21 protein-coding genes and 1 riboswitch are annotated in these 21,888 nt (G+C 61.6%); of the genes, 17 read left to right on the forward strand and 4 right to left on the reverse strand.

Going from position 1 to position 21,888, the window contains the following annotated elements:
• Positions 1-13: 13 nt before the first annotated feature.
• From qcrC to HMPREF0291_RS06225, 10 genes are all read left to right on the forward strand, one after another.
• Positions 14-862 (forward strand): cytochrome bc1 complex diheme cytochrome c subunit, encoded by an 849-nt coding sequence (qcrC, locus tag HMPREF0291_RS06180; RefSeq protein WP_005289510.1) that lies wholly within the window; start codon positions 14-16, stop codon positions 860-862.
• The gene (gene qcrA / locus HMPREF0291_RS06185; RefSeq protein WP_005289512.1) at positions 859-2,082 is read left to right on the forward strand and encodes a cytochrome bc1 complex Rieske iron-sulfur subunit; all 1,224 of its coding nucleotides are present in this window, start codon (positions 859-861) and stop codon (positions 2,080-2,082) included. The genes qcrC and qcrA overlap by 4 nt, the downstream gene beginning before the upstream one ends.
• The gene (gene qcrB, locus HMPREF0291_RS06190) at positions 2,082-3,713 is read left to right on the forward strand and encodes a cytochrome bc1 complex cytochrome b subunit (RefSeq protein WP_005289514.1); all 1,632 of its coding nucleotides are present in this window, start codon (positions 2,082-2,084) and stop codon (positions 3,711-3,713) included. Before qcrA ends, qcrB begins: the two co-directional genes overlap by 1 nt.
• Before the next feature lie 367 nt (positions 3,714-4,080).
• Positions 4,081-4,247: riboswitch (cyclic di-AMP (ydaO/yuaA leader) on the forward strand.
• A 9-nt stretch (positions 4,248-4,256) separates the two neighbouring features.
• Positions 4,257-5,000, forward strand: coding sequence for a C40 family peptidase (locus HMPREF0291_RS06195; RefSeq protein ID WP_005289516.1), 744 nt, complete (start codon positions 4,257-4,259; stop codon positions 4,998-5,000).
• Positions 5,001-5,225: 225 nt separating this feature from the next.
• Positions 5,226-6,254 carry a C40 family peptidase gene (locus tag HMPREF0291_RS06200; RefSeq protein ID WP_408639918.1) on the forward strand — a complete coding sequence of 343 codons (1,029 nt, stop codon included), beginning with the start codon at positions 5,226-5,228 and terminating at the stop codon, positions 6,252-6,254.
• A 19-nt stretch (positions 6,255-6,273) separates the two neighbouring features.
• Complete coding sequence (locus HMPREF0291_RS06205; protein ID WP_083770277.1) at positions 6,274-7,416, forward strand: glycosyltransferase family 4 protein; 1,143 nt, start codon at positions 6,274-6,276, stop codon at positions 7,414-7,416.
• A gap of 6 nt (positions 7,417-7,422) precedes the next feature.
• Positions 7,423-8,361 (forward strand): ROK family protein, encoded by a 939-nt coding sequence (locus HMPREF0291_RS06210; RefSeq protein WP_005289522.1) that lies wholly within the window; start codon positions 7,423-7,425, stop codon positions 8,359-8,361.
• Positions 8,362-8,369: 8 nt separating this feature from the next.
• A complete protein-coding gene (locus HMPREF0291_RS06215; RefSeq protein ID WP_005289525.1) occupies positions 8,370-9,122 on the forward strand; it encodes a lysophospholipid acyltransferase family protein in 753 nt (250 codons plus the stop codon).
• Between the two features lie 3 nt (positions 9,123-9,125).
• Positions 9,126-9,641, forward strand: coding sequence for a polyadenylate-specific 3'-exoribonuclease AS (locus HMPREF0291_RS06220; RefSeq protein WP_005289528.1), 516 nt, complete (start codon positions 9,126-9,128; stop codon positions 9,639-9,641).
• 33 nt (positions 9,642-9,674) lie between these two features.
• Positions 9,675-11,063 carry a class II 3-deoxy-7-phosphoheptulonate synthase gene (locus HMPREF0291_RS06225; protein WP_005289530.1) on the forward strand — a complete coding sequence of 463 codons (1,389 nt, stop codon included), beginning with the start codon at positions 9,675-9,677 and terminating at the stop codon, positions 11,061-11,063.
• Positions 11,064-11,070: 7 nt separating this feature from the next.
• On the opposite strand, the gene HMPREF0291_RS06230 is transcribed toward HMPREF0291_RS06225, so the two are convergent.
• Positions 11,071-12,381 (reverse strand): protein kinase domain-containing protein, encoded by a 1,311-nt coding sequence (locus tag HMPREF0291_RS06230; RefSeq protein ID WP_005289532.1) that lies wholly within the window; start codon positions 12,379-12,381, stop codon positions 11,071-11,073.
• Between the two features lie 52 nt (positions 12,382-12,433).
• Here HMPREF0291_RS06230 and HMPREF0291_RS06235 point away from each other — a divergent pair, with 52 nt between their 5' ends.
• The gene (locus HMPREF0291_RS06235) at positions 12,434-12,808 is read left to right on the forward strand and encodes an Rv2175c family DNA-binding protein (RefSeq protein WP_005289534.1); all 375 of its coding nucleotides are present in this window, start codon (positions 12,434-12,436) and stop codon (positions 12,806-12,808) included.
• Here the strand turns inward: HMPREF0291_RS06235 and HMPREF0291_RS06240 are convergent.
• Genes HMPREF0291_RS06240 through HMPREF0291_RS06250 form a run of 3 tightly spaced genes read right to left on the reverse strand, consistent with a single transcriptional unit; the run spans position 12,780 to position 15,872 of the window.
• Positions 12,780-14,174 (reverse strand): alpha-(1->6)-mannopyranosyltransferase A, encoded by a 1,395-nt coding sequence (locus tag HMPREF0291_RS06240; protein ID WP_005289537.1) that lies wholly within the window; start codon positions 14,172-14,174, stop codon positions 12,780-12,782. The genes HMPREF0291_RS06235 and HMPREF0291_RS06240 overlap by 29 nt on opposite strands.
• Before the next feature lie 10 nt (positions 14,175-14,184).
• Positions 14,185-15,291, reverse strand: coding sequence for a polyprenyl synthetase family protein (locus tag HMPREF0291_RS06245; RefSeq protein WP_005289540.1), 1,107 nt, complete (start codon positions 15,289-15,291; stop codon positions 14,185-14,187).
• Positions 15,285-15,872, reverse strand: coding sequence for a GNAT family N-acetyltransferase (locus HMPREF0291_RS06250; RefSeq protein ID WP_005289542.1), 588 nt, complete (start codon positions 15,870-15,872; stop codon positions 15,285-15,287). The genes HMPREF0291_RS06245 and HMPREF0291_RS06250 overlap by 7 nt, the downstream gene beginning before the upstream one ends.
• Positions 15,873-16,029: 157 nt before the next feature.
• Here HMPREF0291_RS06250 and HMPREF0291_RS06255 point away from each other — a divergent pair, with 157 nt between their 5' ends.
• The 6 genes from HMPREF0291_RS06255 to HMPREF0291_RS06280 all read left to right on the forward strand — a co-directional run bounded on the left by HMPREF0291_RS06255 (position 16,030) and on the right by HMPREF0291_RS06280 (position 21,879).
• A complete protein-coding gene (locus tag HMPREF0291_RS06255; RefSeq protein ID WP_005289544.1) occupies positions 16,030-16,467 on the forward strand; it encodes an SAV_6107 family HEPN domain-containing protein in 438 nt (145 codons plus the stop codon).
• 114 nt (positions 16,468-16,581) lie between these two features.
• Positions 16,582-16,974, forward strand: a complete 393-nt coding sequence (locus tag HMPREF0291_RS06260) for a DUF3040 domain-containing protein (protein WP_040423594.1) — start codon at positions 16,582-16,584, stop codon at positions 16,972-16,974.
• Between the two features lie 455 nt (positions 16,975-17,429).
• Complete coding sequence (gene mraZ / locus HMPREF0291_RS06265; RefSeq protein WP_005289548.1) at positions 17,430-17,864, forward strand: division/cell wall cluster transcriptional repressor MraZ; 435 nt, start codon at positions 17,430-17,432, stop codon at positions 17,862-17,864.
• A gap of 165 nt (positions 17,865-18,029) precedes the next feature.
• Entirely contained in the window at positions 18,030-19,031 is a 1,002-nt protein-coding gene (rsmH, locus tag HMPREF0291_RS06270; RefSeq protein ID WP_005289550.1) for a 16S rRNA (cytosine(1402)-N(4))-methyltransferase RsmH, read from the forward strand.
• 11 nt (positions 19,032-19,042) lie between these two features.
• A complete protein-coding gene (gene ftsL, locus HMPREF0291_RS06275; protein WP_050748800.1) occupies positions 19,043-19,738 on the forward strand; it encodes a cell division protein FtsL in 696 nt (231 codons plus the stop codon).
• 191 nt (positions 19,739-19,929) lie between these two features.
• Positions 19,930-21,879, forward strand: coding sequence for a peptidoglycan D,D-transpeptidase FtsI family protein (locus tag HMPREF0291_RS06280; protein ID WP_370687004.1), 1,950 nt, complete (start codon positions 19,930-19,932; stop codon positions 21,877-21,879).
• Positions 21,880-21,888: the final 9 nt, after the last annotated feature.

Here is a 21,888-nt window from a genome sequence, read left to right on the forward strand (position 1 = left end):
TAAAGGGAACAACATGGATAACACCCCCAAGAAGGCGCGTAACCGCCGCAAGCTGCGCAGGTCCGCTGCCGGCGCGATGGCGTTGACGTTTGGTCTCACGGGTGCCGGCCTGCTTGCGTCCGCCCTGACTCCGGACGCACAGGTCGCCACCGCCCAGCGCGACGACCAGGCAATGATCCAAGAGGGCAAGGACCTCTACGACGTTGCTTGCATCACCTGCCACGGCGCTAACCTCCAGGGCGTCAAGGACCGCGGTCCGTCCCTGATCGGTACCGGTGAAGGTGCCGTGTACTTCCAGGTGCACTCCGGCCGCATGCCGATGATGTCGAATGACGCTCAGGCTGAGCGTAAGAAGCCGCGCTACACCGAGGCGCAGACCCTCGCCATCGCCGCGTATGTTGCAGCAAACGGTGGCGGCCCGGAGCTGGTCTACAACGAGGACGGCTCTGTCGCTATGGAGGAGCTGCGCGGTAAGAACTACGACGGACAGATTCAGGCTGACGACGTTGCACGCGGATCGGAGCTGTTCCGCCTCAACTGTGCGTCCTGCCACAACTTCACTGGCCGTGGTGGCGCGCTGTCCTCCGGTAAGTACGCGCCGGTCCTGGACCCTGCCAACGAGCAGGAGATTTACCAGGCAATGCTGACTGGTCCGCAGAACATGCCGAAGTTCTCTGACCGCCAGCTCACCGCGGACGAGAAGAAGGACATCATCGCCTTCATCAAGTCCGCCAAGGAGACCCCGAGCCCCTCGGGTTGGTCGCTTGGCGGTATCGGCCCCGTTTCTGAGGGCCTTGCAATGTGGATCATCGGTGTCACCCTGGTCGGCGCCGCTGCAATGTGGATTGGATCGCGCTCATGAGCAATGAAGTGAAGAAGGATTACACAGACAAAGAGCTCGATCGCATGAGCAATGCCGAGCTGGCTGCCCTGGGCACCGAGCTCGACGACGTGACGGTCGCGTACCGCAAGGAACGCTGGCCGATTGAGGATGACCCGGCAGAGAAGCGCGCTGCGCGCGGCATCATGGTCTGGCTGATCATCTCGATCGTCATGGGCCTGGCATTCCTGGGCGTTTACCTCTTCTGGCCGTGGGAGCCCCGCTTCCACGGTGACGAAGGCCTGTGGATGTACACCATGTACACCCCTTTGCTCGGCCTGACCTCTGGCCTGGCGCTTGCATCTCTGGGCTTCGCTGTCGTCCAGTACGTCAAGAAGTTCATCCCGGAAGAAATCGCGGTACAGCGTCGCCACGACGGCCGCTCCTCCGAGCTGGACCGCCGCACGACCACTGCGCTTCTTAACGATGCATGGCAGACCTCCACCCTTGGTCGCCGCAAGGTGATGCAGGGTCTCCTCGGTGGTGCTGGCCTGCTTGCTGGCCTGGCCATCATCGCCCCGCTCGGCGGCGTGATCAAGAACCCGTGGCGTCCCCGCCACGCCATGAACTACGAAGGCGACGGCACCTTGTGGACCCAGGGTTGGTCCATGGCGCGTGAAGGCAAGAAGCTTTACCTGGGCCGCGACACCGGTGCGATCGCCGAGCTGCACGACAGTGACGCCGGCAAGCACTACACCACGGCTGGTGTGTCCCGCCTGGTGCGCATGCGCCCCGAGGACTTGGACGCAGCTTCCATGGAGACGGTCTTCCCGCTCCTGGAGCAGGACGTTAACGACGGCGATGACTACAACCCGGACCTGGACGTGTACGAGAACCACATGCACTCCATCCACGGCCCGCGCAATGCGGTCATGCTGATCCGCCTGCGTTCCTCCGACGCTGCCGCAGTGGTGGAGCGCCAAGGTCAGGAAGACTTCCACTACGGCGATTACTACGCCTACTCCAAGATCTGTACGCACATCGGTTGCCCGACCTCCTTGTACGAGGCTCAGACCAACCGCATCCTGTGCCCGTGCCACCAGTCGCAGTTCGATGCACTGCAGCACGGCAAGCCGATCTTCGGTCCAGCTGCGCGCGCTCTGCCGCAGCTGCCGATTGAGATCGACGAAGATGGTTACCTCATCGCCCGCGGGGACTTCATTGAGCCCGTCGGCCCGGCATTCTGGGAGCGTAAGTCCTAATGAGCACTAAACTCAGTCAAGCTGCTGACAATATTGATTCGCGCTACACGATCTCGGGTGTCCTGCGCCCGCAGCTGAACAAGGTCTTTCCGACGCACTGGTCCTTCATGCTCGGCGAGATGGCCTTGTACAGCTTCATCATCCTGCTGCTGACAGGTGTGTACCTGGCGCTCTTCTTCGACCCGTCGATCACGAAGGTGATCTACGACGGCGGGTACCTCCCGCTCAACGGCGTGGAGATGTCGCGTGCATACGCGACTGCCCTGGACATTTCCTTCGAGGTCCGCGGTGGTCTGTTCATCCGCCAGATGCACCACTGGGCTGCGCTCATGTTCATGATGGCGATGTTCGCCCACATGCTGCGCATCTTCTTCACCGGTGCATTCCGTCGCCCGCGCGAAGCCAACTGGATCATCGGTGTTGTCCTGATTCTGCTGGGCATGATCGAGGGCTTCCTCGGTTACTCCCTGCCGGATGACCTGCTTTCCGGTGTCGGTCTGCGCATTATGTCCGCGATCATCGTGGGCCTGCCGATCATCGGCACCTGGATCCACTGGGCAATCTTCGGCGGCGACTTCCCGTCCGACCTCATGCTGGACCGCTTCTACATCATGCACGTGCTGATCCTGCCGGGCATCATCCTCGCGCTGATTGCCGGACACCTGCTGATGGTCTGGTTCCAGAAGCACACCCAGTTCCCTGGCCCGGGCCGCACCGAGAACAACGTTGTGGGTATCCGCATTCTGCCGGTCTTCGCAGTTAAGGCTGTCGGTTTCGGCCTGCTGGTCTTCGGTGTCCTCGCGCTGATGGCCGGTGTCACTACCATTAACGCGATTTGGAACCTCGGCCCCTACAACCCGTCGCAGGTGTCCGCTGGTTCTCAGCCTGACGTCTACATGCTGTGGACGGATGGTGCCGCCCGTGTCATGCCGGCGTGGGAGCTCTACTTGGGTAACTACACCATCCCGGGCGTGTTCTGGGTGGCACTGATGGCAGGCCTCATGGTGGTGCTGTTGCTGCTGTATCCTTTCCTGGAGAAGAAGATGCTTGGCGACGACGCGCACCACAACCTCTTGCAGCGTCCCCGCGACGTTCCTGTCCGCACCGGTATCGGTGTCATGGGCATCACCTTCTTCCTGCTGCTGACATTGTCCGGTGGTAACGACCTGTTTGCTTACCACTTCCAGATCTCGCTTAACGCGATGACCTGGGTTGGCCGTATAGGTTTGATCGTGCTGCCGCCGCTGGCGTACTTCATCACCTACCGCATTTGCGTCGGTCTCCAGCGCTCTGACCGTGAGGTCCTGGAGCACGGTATTGAGACCGGTGTGATCAAGAAGCTGCCGAATGGTGCCTTCGTCGAGGTTCACCAGCCGATTGGCCCGGTGGACGAGCACGGCCACCAGATCCCGCTCGAGTACGCGGGCGCTGTTGTTCCGAAGCAGATGAACCAGCTCGGTTACGCCGACTCGGAGACCTCCGGCACGTTCAGCCCGGATGATCCGGCGATCACTGCGCGCCGCAACGAGATCGCGCGCCAGAACCACCACGAAGAGGTGGAGACGCTGCGTGCGCTGGAGGCAGAGAAGAACTCTGTCGACCGCGACGCCGGTACTAAGAGCAAGCGTTAGAGCCATTAGCGCATAACGCCGAGGCCCCTCTGACTGCCCAAAAGCGGGTGGGGGAGGGGCCTTTGGCTTGTAACAAAACCATAAAGACATCTACTGTGAGCAGGATCACATTAGAAAGTTTTGGCGTCAATCATCGCTTTCTGCCGGCCTTGGACGTAACGTCATTCCGCAGCAAACGTGCTGGTGACAGGCCCGCAGTAGGCCGTCACACGCTAAAGCAGGTTGGCATGGAGGGGCTCGAGGCGTCGGTTTTTCGGGGCGCCGGGGAAAATAACGAAAAAATAACGGGCGCGCCGTTGGACAATGCTTGTGTCCGTTTCGTAACCTAGCTGAGACCTTGTAGCCACGAAGGCGCAAGCGACATTTGAACCACATAGAGCCGAGTTCTAGGACCCCTATGGTCCGGAAGCCGGGGAACCATGACTTCCCTGGGGTGAACGGGGCGCAAGGAGCGCGCAAGCGCAGGAGCGTCCTAGAGGTGACTTCCCGCACCGAACCCGACAGCTAACCCGGTAGGCGCAACTGGAGATATGGAGTTTATAAGTGGCTAAGCACCGCCGCCAGGCAAACGGTACCAAGCGCACCGTTGCAACCGCGTCCGCCGTTCTCGCCGGCGCAACCCTGATCGCCCCGACTACCGCTGACGCTGCCGAGGTTCGCGTTCCTAACACGAACATCTCTGCGGAGATCCCGGGCATTGAGAACACCCCTGGCATCGCAAGCATCCCGGGCATCGAGCAGTGGATCCCGTCCCTGGCCGGTAAGGCCGACCGCGACGCTGACATCCGTTCTGCTATCGCGGCCGTGAAGGCTGTTCCGGGCGTTGCTAACGTTCCGGGGTTCAACGACTGGATCAACGGCGTCGAGAAGAAGTACGCTAGCGCCCCTGTCGCTAACCGCCAGCCGCAGGCTGCTGCCGCACCGGCTCCGGTGCGCCAGCCGTCCCAGGGTGAGCGCATCGTGTCCATCGCAAAGTCCAAGATCGGCTCCCCGTACGTCTACGGCGCTGCCGGCCCGAACGCGTTCGACTGCTCTGGCTTCACCTCCTGGGTTCACGCTCAGGCAGGCAAGCAGATTCCGCGTACCTCGCAGGCTCAGGCCAACGCTGGCCGTAAGGTCGCCATTTCTGACCTGCAGCCGGGTGACATCGTCGTCTACTACGGTGGCGCATCCCACGTTGCTATTTACGCCGGTAACGGCCAGATCATCGACGCGCTGAACTCCGGCACCCCGGTGGGCTACCGCCCGCTGAACATGATGCCGATTCACTCTGCAGTCCGCTTCTAGCGCAGCACCTGCCGCAGGAACTTCCGCGGCGTACCTAAAACCGGTCTGGAGCCTCGGGGCTCGGGCCGGTTTTGGCTCTTTATCGCACAATTGTCACAACAGTAACAGAGTGGAGCTTTTTGGCACTTTAGTCTGTCCAAAGTGTTTGACCGGCGCGGGCGGACGCTATAGCTTTGTTACAGGTTTGTCATCTTTTCCTTCATGTTCTTTCAGAAAGAGGTCCTCGTGGGCAAGCACCGCGCTTCCTCCCGTCGCACGTCGCGTCCGATCGTTGCAGCTGGCGTACTTACAGCCGTCGCAGCTGCGGGTTCTACCGCCCCGGCTTATGCCGAGGACGTTGAGACCATGATCAAGGAGATGGAAGATGTCTCCCACCAGGCCACCGAGAAGGCCGAAGAGGTCAAGGAGATCGAGGACCAGATCGTCAAAGGCGATAAGGAAGTCAAGACGCTGCAGAGGCAAGCTGATGACGCAAAGCGTGAAGCAGAACGCGCGGTAGGCGCTCGGTCCGGCGCGCAGCAAGAGGTCGACGGCCACGCGCGTACGCAGTACCGCAACGTCTCTAACGACGCGCGACTTAATGCCCTCGATGCAATGAATCCGCAGGAGGCTATTGACCGCGCTTCCTACCTCGGTTCTCTGAGCCGCTCCGCGCAGCGCACCCTGGATAACTCCACCCAGTTGAACAAGCAAGCAGCCCAGCGGGCCACCGACGCTAACATTGCCGTGGCTGTGGCCAACTACCGCAAGGCGGAGCTGGAGGGCAAGCGCGACAAGCTGGAGAAGGAGCGCAAAGACCTGGACGCCAAGGTCAAGGAAGTCGAGCGTCGCGTGGATGCGTTCACCCCGGAGCAGCGCGCCGCGTGGGAGGCGAAGAACGGACCGGTAGCTCTCAACGTCCCGGCATCCGCCCATGGTGACGGCGTGGTGGGTGCAGCCTTGTCCAAGATTGGTTCACCGTACGGCTGGGGCGCAGCTGGCCCGAACCAGTTCGATTGCTCCGGCTTGATGTACTGGTCCTACGCTCAGAACGGCAAGACCATCCCGCGCACCTCACAGGCGCAGCTGGCTGGCGGCACGCCGGTGCCTTTGTCTGAGCTGCAGCCGGGCGACATCATCGGTTACTACCCGGGAATTACTCACGTGGGCATGTACATCGGTGACGGCCAGGTTGTGCACGCCTCCGATTACGGTATTCCGGTCCAGGTCGTGCCGTTGAACTCGATGCCTGTTCAGGGCGCTGTCCGCTACTAAGCGCTAAGGCATCTGCGCCATTAAGGTTCTCCTGGTCACCAACGACTTCCCGCCTACTTTCGGCGGGATTCAGTCGTATTTGCGGGATTTCACCGACGCTGTCGCTGCTACCTGCGGTGCGGAGTCCATCGTTGTTTTCGCATCGACACAGGATCATGAGCAAGCATCGCTTTACGACGCTTCTTCTGCCATCCCCATCTTTCGCTGGCCGAAGCAGGTCATGCTCCCTACCCCTCGAACCGCTGAACGCATGAGCCAGATCATTCGAGAACAGGGCATTGACACCGTGTGGTTCGGCGCCGCCGCCCCGTTGGGGTTGATGGCCGGGGTCGCGCGCAAGGCGGGTGCGAAGAGAATTGTCGCAAGCACCCACGGCCATGAAGTCGGGTGGTCGATGCTCCCAGGGCCGCGCCAGGCACTACGGCGGATTGGAAACTCCTCCGACGTGGTGACTTACGTGTCGGACTACACCCGCAGGAGGTTCTCACGCGCCTTCGGGAAGCACCCGGAGTATGTCGCGTTGCCGTCGGGCGTGGATACGGACTTCTTCCGCCCAGCTTCAGAGTCGCAGCGGCGCTCAGCACGGCAGCGTTACGGCTACGGGGCAGACCCGTTGGTGGTTGTTCCGTCTCGGCTCGTCGCGCGCAAAGGACAGGACATGTTGATTCGCGTTTGGCCAAGTATCCGGCAGGTCTTTCCGGATGCGAAGCTCGCGATCATCGGGCAGGGACCTTATGAAGACACGCTGCGCAAGCTGGCCGATAGAAACGCCGTCACAGACTCAGTGCGTTTCCATGGCCGCCTGGAGCGTGAGGACATGCGTGATCTTCTCGCTGCGGCCGACGTCATGGCAATGCCGGCCCGGACACGCGGCTGGGGGCTAGACGTCGAAGGCTTAGGCATCGTCTACCTGGAAGCCCAAGCGTGCGGTATCCCCGTTGTGGCGGGGGACTCTGGCGGAGCGCCGGAGACGGTGACACCGGAGAGCGGCATTGTCGTGGACGGGCATTCAGAGAAAGAGATCACCACGGCCGTGCTCACTTTGCTTGCGGACCCGGAAAGGCGTCGACGCATGGGGCGCGCAGGCCGCGAGCACGTAAGCCAGGCTTTCTCGTGGGAGATGCTGACGAGCAGGCTCGTCCGTGTGTTGGGTCTAGAATGATCTGTCATGGTCACAATCGGATTCGACATTGGCGGGACGAATACGCGCGCTGGTGTCGTCGATAAGCACGGCGACATCGTGGACGTGGAGGAAACTCATACTCCCCACGACGCGGACGGACTGACTCACGCCATCGTCGAACTGGTGGAAGTTTTGCGCCGCAGGCATTCCATCGGCGCTGTCGGTCTCGCCGTCGCCGGTTTCTTGGATCCGGACTGTGAAGTGGTCCGTTTCGCTCCGCACCTACCGTGGCAGGACAACGCGCCAGTGAAGCAGCTGCTGGAAGAAGAGCTGGAGTTGCCGGTATGCCTGGAGCATGATGCGAACGCCGCGGCGTGGGGCGAATACCGCTACGGTGCCGCCCAGGACGCAGACACGTGGGTGTTCTTTGCCGTGGGTACAGGCATTGGTGCAACACTCATGCATCACGGTGAGATCTACCGCGGTTCTTTTGGTACCGCACCCGAATTCGGTCACATCACCGTCGTCCAAGGTGGGCGTGCATGCTCCTGCGGGAAACAAGGGTGCTTGGAGCGCTATGCCTCTGGCACTGCGCTGGTGGACACCGCCGTTGAGATTGCTACGAAGGGTGGATTTGAACCCTGCACGCTGTACCGCAGGGCCGTCGATAAGCGCGCGACTGGCAACGATGTTGTCGCTGCCGCACGCAACGGCGATGCGCTGGCGCTAGCAACAATGGATGACTTTGCGTGCTGGCTCGGACAGGGTCTTTCCATCGTGAGCGACGTGCTCGACCCGGAGTTGATCGTGCTGGGCGGGGGAGTGAGCGCGGATGCTGACCTGTTCCTCGATGCTGCGCACGAAGCCATGCGTCGCAACATGGTCGGATCCGGCTTCCGCCCGATTCCACGTCTGCAAACTGCGGACCTTGGACCGCAGGCAGGTATGATTGGCGTTGCTGATTTGGCCCGCAAACTTCTTTAGGGGAAAACATGAACAACAAGTGGTACAAGTTTTTCAAGTACATCTTGATTGGTCCCTGGCTGCGGTTGTGGAACCGGCCTGAAACGCACGGCCTGGACAACATTCCGCCCGAAGGAACTCCCGCGCTAATGGTGTCCAACCACCAGGCCGTGATGGACTCCTTCTACTTTCCCCTGGTGTGCCCGCGCCAGCTGGTGCACCCCGCAAAGAAGGAGTACTTTACCGCTCCGGGATTGGTCGGGCGCATCCAGAAATTCTTCTTCACTTCCGTGGGACAGGTTCCCATCGACCGATCTGCGAAAGATGCCGGCGACAACTTGCTCAAAGTGACCAAGGAAGTCTTCGACAACGGCGACCTGTTCTGCATCTACCCGGAGGGCACTCGTTCCCCGGACGGCCGCATTTACAAGGGCAAGACTGGCATGGCGCGAATCGCGATGGAAACTGGTGTGCCTTGCATCCCAGTGGCCATGATTGACACCCGTGAGGCAAACCCGATTGGCACCTGGATTCCGCGTCCGGTCAAGGTGACCATCAAAGTCGGTGAGCCCATCGACCCGCACCAGTGGGCCCGCGACAACGGCTACGACCCGTCTGACTCCGCCGTGTGGCGCCCGTTCACGGACTTCTTCATGGAGCAACTCGAGGAACTGTCCGGCTACCCCTACTGCGACGCCTACGCGGCGGCCGTGAAGAAGTCGCTCGAAGCTGGCAACGGGTACCCGGAGGGCACCGAGCCGCCGTGGGGTTGGCTGCAGTAAAGCGTGCGGTACTTCTATGACACGGAGTTCATCGAAGATGGCTCCACCATCGAACTGATCTCCATCGGCATCGTGGCTGAGGACGGACGCGAGTATTACGCAGTGTCCACGGATTTCAACGGTTCACGCGCCAACCCTTGGGTGCGTGAGAACGTTCTAGAGAAACTCCCGAACCCGTCCAGTCCGGAATGGAAGCCTCTGGCGCGCATCCGTGAAGAAGTGCATGCCTTTCTCACCCCAAACGGCACGAGGCCTGAGCTGTGGGCGTGGGTGGGTGCCTATGATCATGTGGTTTTCGCGCAGATGTGGGGCGACATGACGAAGCTGCCTAAGGACTTGCCGCGGTTCACCCGCGAGCTCAAGCAGTACTGGGAGATGGCTGGCCGCCCGAAGATTCCTCCTGCTCCGAAAGATGCCCACGACGCGCTTGTGGACGCTCGACACAACCTGATCAAGTTCCGCGCCTGCAACGACGTTCTGCCATTGGACCGCCGTGGAAGAATTACCCGCCCTGAGTAGGAGAAACGTCTCGGGCGTGCTACAAGTTATAGGGTGAGTTGGACTGTAGACATCCCCAAAGAAGTACTGCCCGATCTACCGCCGTTGCCCGGCGATATCAATGAGGAATTCCAGAAGGTTCTGGGCCTCGAAGCGAAACAGCAGCCGACATGGGATGAGAACGCGGCCGTATACGTCCGCAAGATCCTCGAATCGGTCCCGCCGGTGGTGGTTGCACCCGAGATCCACAAGCTGAAGAGCCAGCTAGCAGACGTCGCTGAGGGCAATGCGTTCCTCCTGCAGGGCGGCGACTGCGCTGAGACATTCGAGTCCAACACTGAGCCGCACATCCGCGCCAACATCAAGACGCTGCTGCAGATGGCCGTCGTGCTCACCTACGGAGCGTCCACCCCGGTGGTGAAACTGGCCCGCATTGCTGGCCAGTACGCCAAGCCGCGTTCCTCGGACTTGGACGAGAACGGTCTGCCGAACTACCGCGGTGACATTGTCAACGGTGTGGAACCCACCGAAGAGTCCCGCAAGCACGACCCGGCACGCATGGTCCGCGCTTACGCCAACTCCTCTGCCGCCATGAACTTGGTGCGCGCTCTGACTACCTCCGGTACCGCTGACCTGTACCGCGTTGAGGCATGGAACCGTGAGTTCGTGGCTAACTCCGCTGCCGGCGCCCGTTACGAGGCCCTGTCACGCGAGATCACCCGCTCCCTGCACTTCATGGATGCCTGCGGCGTGAATGACCGTGAGCTGCGCACCTCCGAGATCTACGCTTCCCACGAGGCGTTGCTGGTGGATTACGAGCGTGCCATGCTGCGCCTCGCCGAAGACGAGAACGGCGAGACCAAGCTCTACGATCTGTCTGCTCACCAGCTCTGGATCGGCGAGCGCACCCGCGGCCTCGACGACTTCCACGTGAACTTCGCGGCGCTGATCAACAACCCGATCGGCCTGAAACTCGGCCCGTCCACCACCCCGGAGGAAGCCGTCGCTTACGCCGCGAAGCTGGACCCGAACCGCGAACCCGGCCGCCTCACCTTTGTCGCCCGCATGGGCCACGACAAGGTGCGTGATGTCCTTCCGGGCATTGTGGATGCTGTTGAGCGCGAGGGACACAAGGTCATTTGGCAGTCCGACCCGATGCACGGCAACACCTTCACCGCGTCCAATGGATACAAGACCCGCCACTTCGACAAGATCATCGACGAAGTGCAGGGCTTCTTCGAGGTCCACCGCCACCTGGGCACCCACCCGGGCGGCATTCACATCGAGCTGACCGGCGAGCATGTCACGGAGTGCCTCGGCGGTGCCCAGGACATCACCGACATCGACCTGCCGGGCCGTTATGAGTCCGCGTGCGACCCGCGCCTGAACACCGAGCAGGCTCTGGAGCTCGCGTTTCTCGTCGCGGAGATGCTCCGCAACTAAGTTGCGCTTAGTAGTACTCCGGCATCCGGATGATCTCGGGGATCTCCCCGTACCATCCGGAGCCGTACCACCAGCCACCGACGGCGACAGCCGCGGTGGCTGTAATCATGAGTAGCACCATGACGGCTGTTGCCGCTGCGGAGCGGTTCGTCTCCGGTTCGGGGATGCGCGGAGCTTCAGGTTCGCGCACCGGTGCCTGTGCTGGAACGGGCGGGTGCGCAGGTGCATGCGCTGGCACTGGCGCAGGGGCTTGCGGCCGATACGGCTGCTGGTGGTCCTGGTGATACAGCGCAGGCGATGGTTCGCGTACTGGTTCTTGCAGGTGCTCGCGCTCTGGTTCGTATACCGGCTGGTGGTCAAAGCGCGTTTCGGGCGCAAGCTCGGGTTCCTCTGCCCCGTCCTGTTCGATCTGCGTCACCCCGGTCGGAATGGCGGCCACACGGTGGGCGGCCGACTGGGTCGGTGCCGGAACGGTGAAGTCGGGCAAGTCCAAGTCGGCGGAAACGTCTTCGAGGGCGTCGAGGAATTCGTCTGCGTCAGCGAAGCGGTCGCGGGGGTGGCGGGCAGTGGCGGTGGCCACGAGCTCGTCGAAAAGCATGGGCACCCCCGCGATGCGTGAGGATGGCGGCGGCACATCCCTGTGCAACCGCGCCATCGCGTGCGCCAGTGAGGTGTCGCCGGAAAACGGCTGGGTACCGGTGAGCAGTTCAAAGAGCACGATGCCGGCGGAGTAGACGTCCGAAGCTTGGGTGAGCTCGGAACCGTCGACTTGCTCCGGGGAGAGATAGGCGACGGTGCCCACGATCTGGTCGGTGGAACGCTGGGATTCGCTGGCTGCGCGAACCAAGCCGAAGTCTGCGAGCTTCACCGAATTGTCGCCGTTAATGAGGATGTTGTCCGGTTTGATGTCGCGATGGACCAACCCGCGGCGGTGCGCCACAGACAGCCCGGTGAGCATCGAACGCATGACTTCAGCAGCGGCATGCGGGGGCATGGGACCTCGCTCGGCCAAAAGCTCGCGCAGCGTGCCGCCGGTGATGAGCTCCATGATGAGGAAGACATCCTCGCCGTGGGACGAGAAGTCGTAGACGTTGACTAAGTTCGGGTGGCTCATCTGCGCCATGGCGCGAGCTTCGCGTTGGAAGCGGTCGAGAAACAGCGGATCGTCGACATAGCGCGGGTGCATGACCTTGGCGGCGACTTCGCGGTCGAGACGAGTATCCAGGCAGCGGTAGACCGTGGACATGCCACCGCGGGCAATGGGGCGGTCCACGGCGTAACGTCCTTCCAATACGTCGCCAGCTGCAAGGTCACTCATGGCATATAAGTATGGCCGACGAGGCTGGGGAAGTGCTAGCAGCGCGCGTACAGTGAAGAGCGTGAGCGATATCGAATATGACCTTGACACCCTTCTTGAGGGCGAAACGCTGCTGTCTTTCCCTGAGGTGGCGGACCGTCTCGGTGTCCCAGTGACCAAGGTCCACGATTACGTTGGTGCGGGAAAACTCGTTGCGCACAAGGCTGACGGTGTGAAGTACATTCCAGAGGCGCTTCTGAGCGGTGATGAGCTATCCAAGTTCGTTGGTGGCGCGATCACGGTGCTTCTCGACGGCGGATACCGCCCCGACGAAATCCTCGCCTACCTCTTCACTGACGACGACAGTCTGCCTGGCCGCCCCATCGATGCGTTGCATGGGCATGGTGCCCGCGAAGTAATCAGGCGCGCGCAGGCAATGGCGTTTTAACGCTCCGGGCTGCAAGCCAGCCGAGAAGGAAGACCGCCAGCATCCACCAGCCGACGTAAAAGCGGTGGTTTCCGCTGCCCATGAACGACAGCGCGACAATGACTGACGCAGCGACGGTCACCTTCACCAGCCAGCGCGGCGGTGCGAACGTTCCCGCAACGCTGATCGACGATGCGTAGTACCACGGCAGCGTCACCGCGTTGAACACGAACGCCACTAGGTACGCCAGTGCTACGCCCTTGACGGCGCGGCGCTGCGACTGGCGGTAGAGGACCCACACCACGACGAGACCAACCAGCATGAGCACAGACCCGATGGTGCGGGTGAAGTCGAGGACAGTGTTGTAAGGGAATTCCTCATCCACCAGCCACACGAGCGGAGTGACCAAGTCTGTGATGAGTGTGGCGCCGGAGAGGGGATTGACCACCTTCGAGTTGCCCGAGATCTCCGCTAGCCAACCCCACGATGTGCCGGATGCCCAGGTAACTGCGGCGACGACGGCGATGGACAGCGCGACGACGCTTACTCCCGTGGCCAGGAAGACGGTGACTCGGCGGCCGTAACGCTGCATCGCGATCCACACGACAAACGGCAGTGCAATGGCCGCCGTCGCCTTGAGCGACACCGCCACGGAGATGAGCACGATCCCCACAAAGAAGCGGCTATGCAGGCAGGCGAGCAAGCCGATGCTGACCAGGCCGACCATCACAGACTCGTTATGCATGCCGCCGACCATGTGGATGATCATCACTGGGTTGGCCACGCCGAGCCACAGCGCCAATGCAGGATCGCCACCCAGCTCACGCGCGATGCGCGGGACTGCCCACGCGATAGCGGCGAAACCGGCGAAGGAGATGAATTTGTAGACAATGATGCCGGCCATGACGTTGTCGCCGACAGCAGTGGTCACTCCTTCGCCGATCCACAAGTGCAGCGGGCCATAAGGGGTGGTCGTATTCCGCCAGTCGTGCGAGACCTCCAGCAAGTACGGCCCTGGGTTGACGGCCGCGCCCTCGTCGTAAGGGTTGAAGCCGTCGCGCACCATGGCGCCCTGCATGAGGTAGGAGTACACGTCGCGCGACATCAGCGGTGCCGCGAGCAGCAGGGGAGCGGTCCACCCCCATACCGCAGCGCGGACCTGTTCCACGTGAGCTCCCTGCAGCATGACCCACGCGAAAACGAGGAGAAAAAGCCCGGCAGTGAGAGCGACGTCGGCAAGCCCGCGCGCGTGGCCGTAGGACAGGAAGGCCCATCCGAAGTAGTCGAGCATTCCGCCGCGGTTGCGGGTGGCGCCCGCGCCGAAAGAACCGAGCGCGATAAGCGTGGTACCGGCAACGCCGAGCGGAACTACGACACGGGGAGACATGGTGCGGAGCTTACATGCGCCGCGCGGTGGCATTGACCGCCAGGGTCTCGAGTGTCTCCACCGCCTCGGGCGACAACGCGGCACCACGGACATGTGCAAGGCCGGATTCGGTCAACTCGTCGATACGCTTTTCGACGTCTTCTACCGCCCCCGTCTCACGAATGATCCCCGAGAGTTCGGCGATCTCGTCGGGGGTCAGGGCCGTACCAATGCCGTCCCGGAGGCGCTGCGCTGCCGCCGGGTCACGCTCATCGGCTGCCTGGAGCGCACGGGAATACAGCACAGTGCGCTTGCCTTCCCGCAGGTCGTCTCCGGCGGGTTTTCCAGTGACCTCAGGATCGCCGAAGACGCCGAGAATGTCGTCGCGAAGCTGGAAAGCGATCCCGATGTCGTGGCCGTAACGCCGCAGAGCAGCAATCGTGTCATCGTCCGCACCCGCGATTGCTGCGCCCAAGTGGAGGGGGCGCTCGATGGTGTATGCGGCAGTTTTGAAACGATTGACTGCATTTGCAAGCTCTTCGCTTTCGCAGCCGGCGGCTTCGAGCGAAATATCCAGAATCTGGCCGCCGATGACCTCCGTGCGCATGCCTCGCCAGGGCTCGGAAGCGCGGAGAAGAGCCGCATGGCTCAGGCCGGAGTGGTGCCACATGTCGTCTGCCCACACGAGCGCCAAATCACCGACCAAAATGGCGAGGCTTTCCCCGAACTTGTCGGAATCTCCGAGCCAGTTGTGTTCGCGGTGACTGTGCGCAGCGGCGACGTGCACGGTCGGGTTTCCGCGCCGGGTCGCAGATGCATCGATAATGTCATCATGGATGAGTGCGCATGCCTGAATGAATTCCAAGGAACTCACCGCGCAGAGCACAGCTGCCGGATCCTCCTCCGTATTCTCCAGCCCGTTCGCACCGACAAACCCGACCCATCCGAATGTGGGGCGAATGCGCTTACCACCCCCGAGAACGAAGGTGCGAAGGTGCTCTACCGCCTCCGATACCGGCGGACCGATGACGTCCACTGAAGGGCCGTGCTCGGTGAAGAACTTTTCCAGTTCCCGTTGCACAGCCGCGGGGATCTGTGCAGTAGTCGGGACATCGGCCTTATCGGGATGGGTCACCATAGCGGCCACTCTACAGACTGGGAGCCCAGCGGTAGCGTGCGTCCGAGCACCGCAAAGGGACGGGAATCTCCCGCGTAGAGGAAGTTGCGTAGGACATCTTTGAATCCGAGTGAGCGGTAGAGACCGAAAGCGGCATTTGCTTCCGCCGGGACTTCAGGCGTTGACAGCAGGACGTACTTGCGACCTATATCTACTAGCAGCTCGTGAATCAGGGCGTGTCCAACGCCCTGTCCCTGTAGGTCAGGCGCAACGTGGATCTCCGCTAGCTCGAAGTAATGCGATGTCAACTCGCGCCGTATGTGGTCGGGGATGCTCTGTTGCTGCAAACCCAGACGAAGTTGCTGGTCCCACCATCTGTCGGGCGTGCCGTTGAAACCGTAGGCGACACCGGCGAGCGCTCCGGTCTCTGTGAATGCCGCCACGGCAGTGAAACCCGGATGTGAGGTCTCACGGCGCCATACCCCGATTCGCTGTTCGCGGAGGGTGCGCGGGTACTTCATGGCAGTGATATAGAGATCAACCAGGTCCGGAGCCATGCGGGCAAAGTCAAAACCGGACAACCTGCGGATAGTGAAGGTCACGTCTTAATCGAATCACGTCGGGGTTAGTGCGGGGCCATTTTTGGGGTTCGAATGTGCGTTCGATTGGGTAGCCCGGTTTGTCGGGTGGGGGTCCTAGGTTGTTACTCAACAAAACGAACTGCCGACAGGCGAGACGGCCAGCCAAAGGAGGCCCCTCATGAACAGCGTTATCTCTGCAACCACTGGCACGGTGTACGGAACGGTTCCAGCTGCCTCCCGGAGTGAGAATTTTCTCGGCACCGCTCGAGCTCTGCTGGATGAGTCGTATGCGCACCTTGGCGCCGGCCGGTCCGATCTTGCGCTGGAGAGCGCCTACCGCGCAGCACTGCGAACGGCAGGCGCAGTCGTGGCGGATTCGGCGGTGATTGCTAAAAGGAAGAGGTTGCCAACCAGTGCGTGGGCAAAGCTCAAGCTGACCGGTGTCCGCGGCGGCTATTGGGCGGAAGTGTTCGAGGGCTACTCGCGATTGCGCGGGCGGGTCGCCTCGGGCATCGAGCTAAAGCCTGATGGTGCACTAGTCGCGGAGCTGGTTGACCGGGCCGCCGCGTTCTATGCGGAGGTAGCGGGGGAGGGGCCGGGTATGGCGGCGGCGTAGCATGTCCAGGCGTGTGCAGGCGCTATGATGATGTGAGCGTCCAGGGAACAATGCCGTGTAGTTGAGCGTTGTACTCACATAGTGGACACCGACCAAACATGGCTGGGAGGAAAAGTGGCTCTTTCAGAGCAAGAACAGAAGTTACTCCGTGAGATTGAGGAGTCGCTTCTCGCTGACGACCCTAAATTTGGGTCGACGGTGGCTTCCTCGGCGGGGTACGGGGCTGAGCAGCCGGCCGGCAAGCTGACGATTCGCTCTTTCGCCATCATCGTTTTGGGTCTGCTGCTGCTCATCGGTGGTGTTGCTTTGGCTACGCAGAGCATCTGGTTTGTCATCATCAGCATCGTTGGCTTCGTCGTGATGTTCGCCGGTGGCATGTGGGCGTTGCAGACGCCGAACGAGTCCGCTTCGCCGGCGCAAGAAACGCGCCAAGGTAGTCAGGCGCAGCGCAATGGCATGAGCTCGCGCATGGAAGAAAACTTCCGCCGCCGTTTCGAAGATAGATGACGCTTAACCGCTGACCCCTCGCGCCGCTATCAACGGCGGTACTCAACCCTCCAGGAATTGATGTTCTTGGAGGGTTTTCTTGTATGCGCGATGTCTGCCACTTTGCCCCACCTCGTCCACCCACTTTGCCCCACACGGGCTCATTGGCTCTTGCGAACTGGGATATTGCCGATATTCCAGGTGGTGCCATTGTGATTAAAGAGATGTATTTAGGTTAAAGTCATTCATGTTTCGTGCATTTTGACCGTTTTTGGGGCTGGGTGCGGGAGATTCTGCCACTGTATTCAAGCGGTGTGACCTGCAGTGAAGTAACTTTATTAAGAAAACACGCCGCGGAAACTAGCGTTTGTGGGACGAAGTGGGTTAAAGTGGGGCCAGCGAAACGCGATGTGTCGTGTGGAGCTGCATAAAAGTTCACAACCGGAGTCGTTGAGTGAAGGAAGGTAGGGCGCCGGATGTTTCTGGGCACCTATACTCCCAAGCTGGACGACAAGGGACGCCTGACACTGCCAGCGAAATTCCGTGAGGGACTCGCTGACGGTCTGATGGTGACCAAGGGGCAAGACCACTCTCTGGCGGTCTATCCCCGCGAGGAGTTCGCGGCCCGCGCTCGTAAGGCGGCAGCGGTCTCCCGTACGAATCCGAAGGCGCGTGCTTTCATCCGTAACTTGGCAGCAAGTGCGGACGAGCAAGCGCTCGATGGTTCGGGTCGCATCACTCTGTCGCCGGCGCACCGCGATTACGCGAACCTCTCAAAGGAATGCGTGGTCATCGGGTCAGTGGATTTCTTGGAGATCTGGGACGCGGAGTCCTGGGAGAAATACCAAGAAAATACCGAGGCTGCCTTCTCGGCGGCTGATGAGGACGACATTCTCTCGGGTCTGCTCTAACAGGGCAGGCGAGTGGAGAGCGTGTACGAACTCTGCTCGGGGCGCGAGTCGTTCTGGTGTACTTCCCCGATATCAGAATGACCGCCCCGGGCAGGGCTCTATACGTTCCCCGCGGCAACAACTGCAGGTACTTCAAACCCAGGGCGCTCCAAGGGGGTGGACTCGATGGCACAGGAAACAGCAACCGACAACGGCCACGGCCACATCCCCGTCATGCGCGACCGCATGGGAGAACTCCTTCGCCCTGCGGTAGAGCGCTTCGGGCCCCACGCTGTCATCGTCGACGGCACGCTCGGTGCCGGTGGACACACGGAGTACTTCCTGGACACCTTTCCGGAGGCATCAGTCATCGGCATTGACCGTGACGGTGCTGCGCTTGCCCAAGCGGGCGAGCGTCTCGCGCGATTCGGTGACCGTTTCGCGCCGGTGCGGGGCCGCTTTGATTGCCTCGCGGAATCGCTGCGCGACGGTACCGGGCCGGTCTTTGAGACCGTACGCGCGCATGGCTTAGCCGGGGCATTTTTCGACCTCGGTGTCTCATCAATGCAGCTCGACCAGGAAGAGCGCGGCTTCGCTTACCGCGTGGACGCCCCGCTGGACATGCGCATGGACCCGTCGGCAGGTATTACTGCGGCCGATGTGCTGAACACCTACAGCCACGGTGACCTCGCGCATGTGCTCAAGGCGTACGGCGACGAGCGTTTCGCCGGTAAGATCGCCAGCGCTGTCCTCGACGAACGGGAGAAAGCTCCCTTCGACACGTCCGCACGCCTGGTGGAGTTGCTCTACCGGGTGATTCCGGCCGCCACCCGCCGCACCGGCGGCCACCCGGCGAAGCGGACATTCCAGGCGCTTCGCGTGGAAGTCAACCGCGAACTGGACGCACTCACCAACGTGCTGCCGATGGTCGCCGAAGCCCTCGGCCCCGGTGGCCGGGCGGTGTTCATGAGTTACCAATCGCATGAAGACAAGCTGGTCAAGCGCGCGTTCACGGAGTGGACAACGTCCAAAACGCCCGCCGGTTTACCGACCGAACTGCCGGGCATGGCCGCCGAATTCCGCATGGTCACCCACGGTGCAGAGAAGGCGTCGGTGGCGGAAGTGGAAGTCAACAGGCGTGCGGCGCCAGTGCGTGTACGAGCCGTCGAAAAACTGGAACAACAGTGAAGGGAACAACAATGGGAGCAAGCCGAGACCTCACCGCCGGATCGACGGCGCTGTTGGAGCGTACGACAAAGACCGCTCCGGCCCGCCCGAAGACGACTGGGCTGAAGCCGCACTTGCCTCGCGGCCCACGACGCTTGGGTTCGAAGCAGGTTGTGTCTGTCCGTGGACGCCGCGTGGTCAACACCACGGCGGCAAAGCGAACGTTTTCCAAGCTGTCCATTCTGTCGCTGCCGCTGCTCATTTTGGGCATCTTTGGTGCCATGATGCTCTCCGCTCTGTCCACTCAGCAGACGTTCACCATTCAGCAACTCCAGAATGAGGAACGCACGCTGAGCAACGAAATTGAGACCCTCAACCGCAACCTGGAGGATGCGCGCGCAGCCGCAGACATCGCCGCGAAGGCGGACGCGGCCGGTCTCGTTGTTCCCGAACAACCGGGAATTATTGCCGTGAATGAGAAGGGCGAAGCCCACGAGACGCGCGAGGCCGACCCGGAGAAAACCGGCCAGGTCGTGGACGTCAACGGAGAGACTATTCGCGTCGACCGCGCAACGAGCGACCGTGACGCGACGAGCGATGTTGCCGACAATCTGTCTGCTTTACCGCAAACGTCTAACGGCGCACCGACTGGACCGCCCGCGCCAGCTGCTCCACCCGCAGCGGGCGGGGCCCCGGCAGCGCTGCCGAGCATTCCTGGCGCTCGGTAAAAACGTAAAGGCGTGGCGGTCATCACCTAGCCCCCGTCGCGGGGCAAGATGAGACCCTGAAGTTATTGGGCGTGAGCGAGGTAGGTGACACAAGCGCCGTGAGCAGATTGGACCCGCAACGGCGGAGAATGCCGCACCCGCGGCGGCGCCCGCCGGCAGCGCCAGCACAAAAGGTCATTACCACCAGCCGGATGCGGATTCTCACGGCTATTTTCCTGGTCCTTGCCCTCGTGCTCATTGGGCGTTTGGCATGGGTGCAGCTCAAGTGGGGGCCGGAACTGCAAACCGTCGCTGCGGACCAGCGCACCCGGACCTTCACCGATCCCGCTCGTCGCGGTGAGATCGTGGACCGGGAAGGCAATTATCTTGCCTACACGATGCAGGCGCGCTCCCTGACTGTTTCGCCCGTGATCCTGCGCAAAGAACTTGGCGAGCTCGTGCGCAACGAGATGTATGAAGAGGGTGCCTCCCGTGCGGAAGCCGAAGCTCAGCAGGATGCTCGCGTAGAGGATTATCTGCGCCAGATGGCTAATGAGATTCCCGTCATGGTCGGGGAGGATCCGAAAGCCATCGAGCGTGAGAACGCGGACGACAACGCCGAAAAAGACAAAGACAACAAGGACAGTAAGGACAACAAGGACGCAAAAGGTAAATACGAGAAGAAACTCGAGACTCCGCGCGTGAGCTCCAAAGACATCCTGGAAAAGCTCCACGCGGACACAGATTATGAGGTTCTCGTCCGCAATGTCGACCCAGATGTCGCTGCTGAGGTTGCACAGAAGTTCCACGGTGTTGCAGCTGACCACCAAGACATCCGCGAATACCCCAACGGTGCAATCGGGGAGAACATTATTGGCCGCGTCTCCATGGACGGGCAGGGCCAGTTCGGGCTCGAAGCCTCTAGCGACGCGATTCTGACGGGCATCAACGGCCGCTCCACCGAAGATGTCTCTGCCAACGGCCAAGTCATCCCCGGCACGTTGCGCGACGTTGTGCCGGCAGTGAACGGATCGCGCGTTGAGCTGACTATTGATCTGGATCTGCAGGCCTACGTGCAGCAGCTGTTGGAGCAAGCGAAGGCGAACTCGAAGGCCAAGGACGCCGAGGCTGTGGTCTTGGATGCTGCCACCGGCGAGGTGCTCGCCATGGCCAACACGTCCACGATCGACCCGAACGGCGACTTGGAGAAGCAACTGTCGCAGGGCCGCAGCTTTGATAACCCGTCGATTTCCCACCCCTTCGAACCTGGCTCGGTGGCCAAGATCATCACGGCTACCGCGGCCATTGAAGAGGGCATCACCACCCCGGATGAAGTGCACACAGTTCCGGGACGAATCGAAATGTCCGGCGTCACTGTCGCAGACGCGTGGGAGCACGGTGATGCGCCGTACACCACGACAGGAATCTTCGGTAAGTCCTCGAACGTTGGCACGCTCATGCTCGCTCAGGAGGTGGGCGAGGAGCGTTTCGACGACTACTTGCAGCGCTTCGGAATCGGGCAGGGCACCGGCATTGAACTCCCGAACGAATCCCCTGGTCTCGTGCCGTCCCGCGAGCAGTGGTCGGGTGGCACCTTTGCCAACCTGCCCATCGGTCAAGGCATGTCCCTGACCACCCTCCAACTCGCCAGCGTGTACCAGGCCTTGGCGAACGACGGTGAACGCATCGAGCCGCGCATCGTCAAAAAGGTTGTGCAGCAGTCCGGGGAGGAGCTGCCGCAAGACGAGCCCCGCCGCTCCCGTGTCGCCAGCGAAGAGACCGCACAGACAGTTGTGAATATGTTCCGCTCTCCGTTCCAGGATGATCCGAATGGTGTCCAGAATGGTACTGCTGCCGGCAACGAGATCCCCGGCTACCAGCTCGCCGGCAAGACCGGTACTGCCCAGCAGGTCAACCCCGAAACGGGCGCATACTCTAACTCGGATTACTGGATCACTTTCGCCGGTATTGCTCCGGCGGATGATCCTCGCTTCGTCGTCGCGGTTATGCTGGACGACCCGGAGCGGGGTCCGCTCGAAGGCGGCGCTGGCGGCCAGTCGGCGGCACCGGTGTTCACCGAGATTGCGAACTGGTTAATCAACCGCGAGAACATCGGTCAGAGCCCCGACCCAGGTGAGCCGTTCGTGCTGGAAGCGCGTTAGAAAAGGGAG

Source organism: Corynebacterium genitalium ATCC 33030 (assembly GCF_000143825.1).
Lineage (GTDB): Bacteria > Actinomycetota > Actinomycetes > Mycobacteriales > Mycobacteriaceae > Corynebacterium > Corynebacterium genitalium.

Excerpts from the sequence above, each read along its gene's own strand:
- HMPREF0291_RS06240 (WP_005289537.1), bottom strand. The coding sequence starts at position 14,174 with ATGTCTCCCCGTGTCGTAGTTCCGCTCGGCGTTGCCGGTACCACGCTT.
- HMPREF0291_RS06210 (WP_005289522.1), top strand. The coding sequence starts at position 7,423 with ATGGTCACAATCGGATTCGACATTGGCGGGACGAATACGCGCGCTGGT.
- HMPREF0291_RS06230 (WP_005289532.1), bottom strand. The coding sequence starts at position 12,381 with ATGAGTGACCTTGCAGCTGGCGACGTATTGGAAGGACGTTACGCCGTG.
- qcrA (WP_005289512.1), top strand. The coding sequence starts at position 859 with ATGAGCAATGAAGTGAAGAAGGATTACACAGACAAAGAGCTCGATCGC.
- qcrC (WP_005289510.1), top strand. The coding sequence starts at position 14 with ATGGATAACACCCCCAAGAAGGCGCGTAACCGCCGCAAGCTGCGCAGG.
- HMPREF0291_RS06215 (WP_005289525.1), top strand. The coding sequence starts at position 8,370 with ATGAACAACAAGTGGTACAAGTTTTTCAAGTACATCTTGATTGGTCCC.
- HMPREF0291_RS06255 (WP_005289544.1), top strand. The coding sequence starts at position 16,030 with ATGAACAGCGTTATCTCTGCAACCACTGGCACGGTGTACGGAACGGTT.
- qcrB (WP_005289514.1), top strand. The coding sequence starts at position 2,082 with ATGAGCACTAAACTCAGTCAAGCTGCTGACAATATTGATTCGCGCTAC.
- mraZ (WP_005289548.1), top strand. The coding sequence starts at position 17,430 with ATGTTTCTGGGCACCTATACTCCCAAGCTGGACGACAAGGGACGCCTG.
- HMPREF0291_RS06245 (WP_005289540.1), bottom strand. The coding sequence starts at position 15,291 with ATGGTGACCCATCCCGATAAGGCCGATGTCCCGACTACTGCACAGATC.
- HMPREF0291_RS06280 (WP_370687004.1), top strand. The coding sequence starts at position 19,930 with ATGCGGATTCTCACGGCTATTTTCCTGGTCCTTGCCCTCGTGCTCATT.
- rsmH (WP_005289550.1), top strand. The coding sequence starts at position 18,030 with ATGGCACAGGAAACAGCAACCGACAACGGCCACGGCCACATCCCCGTC.
- ftsL (WP_050748800.1), top strand. The coding sequence starts at position 19,043 with ATGGGAGCAAGCCGAGACCTCACCGCCGGATCGACGGCGCTGTTGGAG.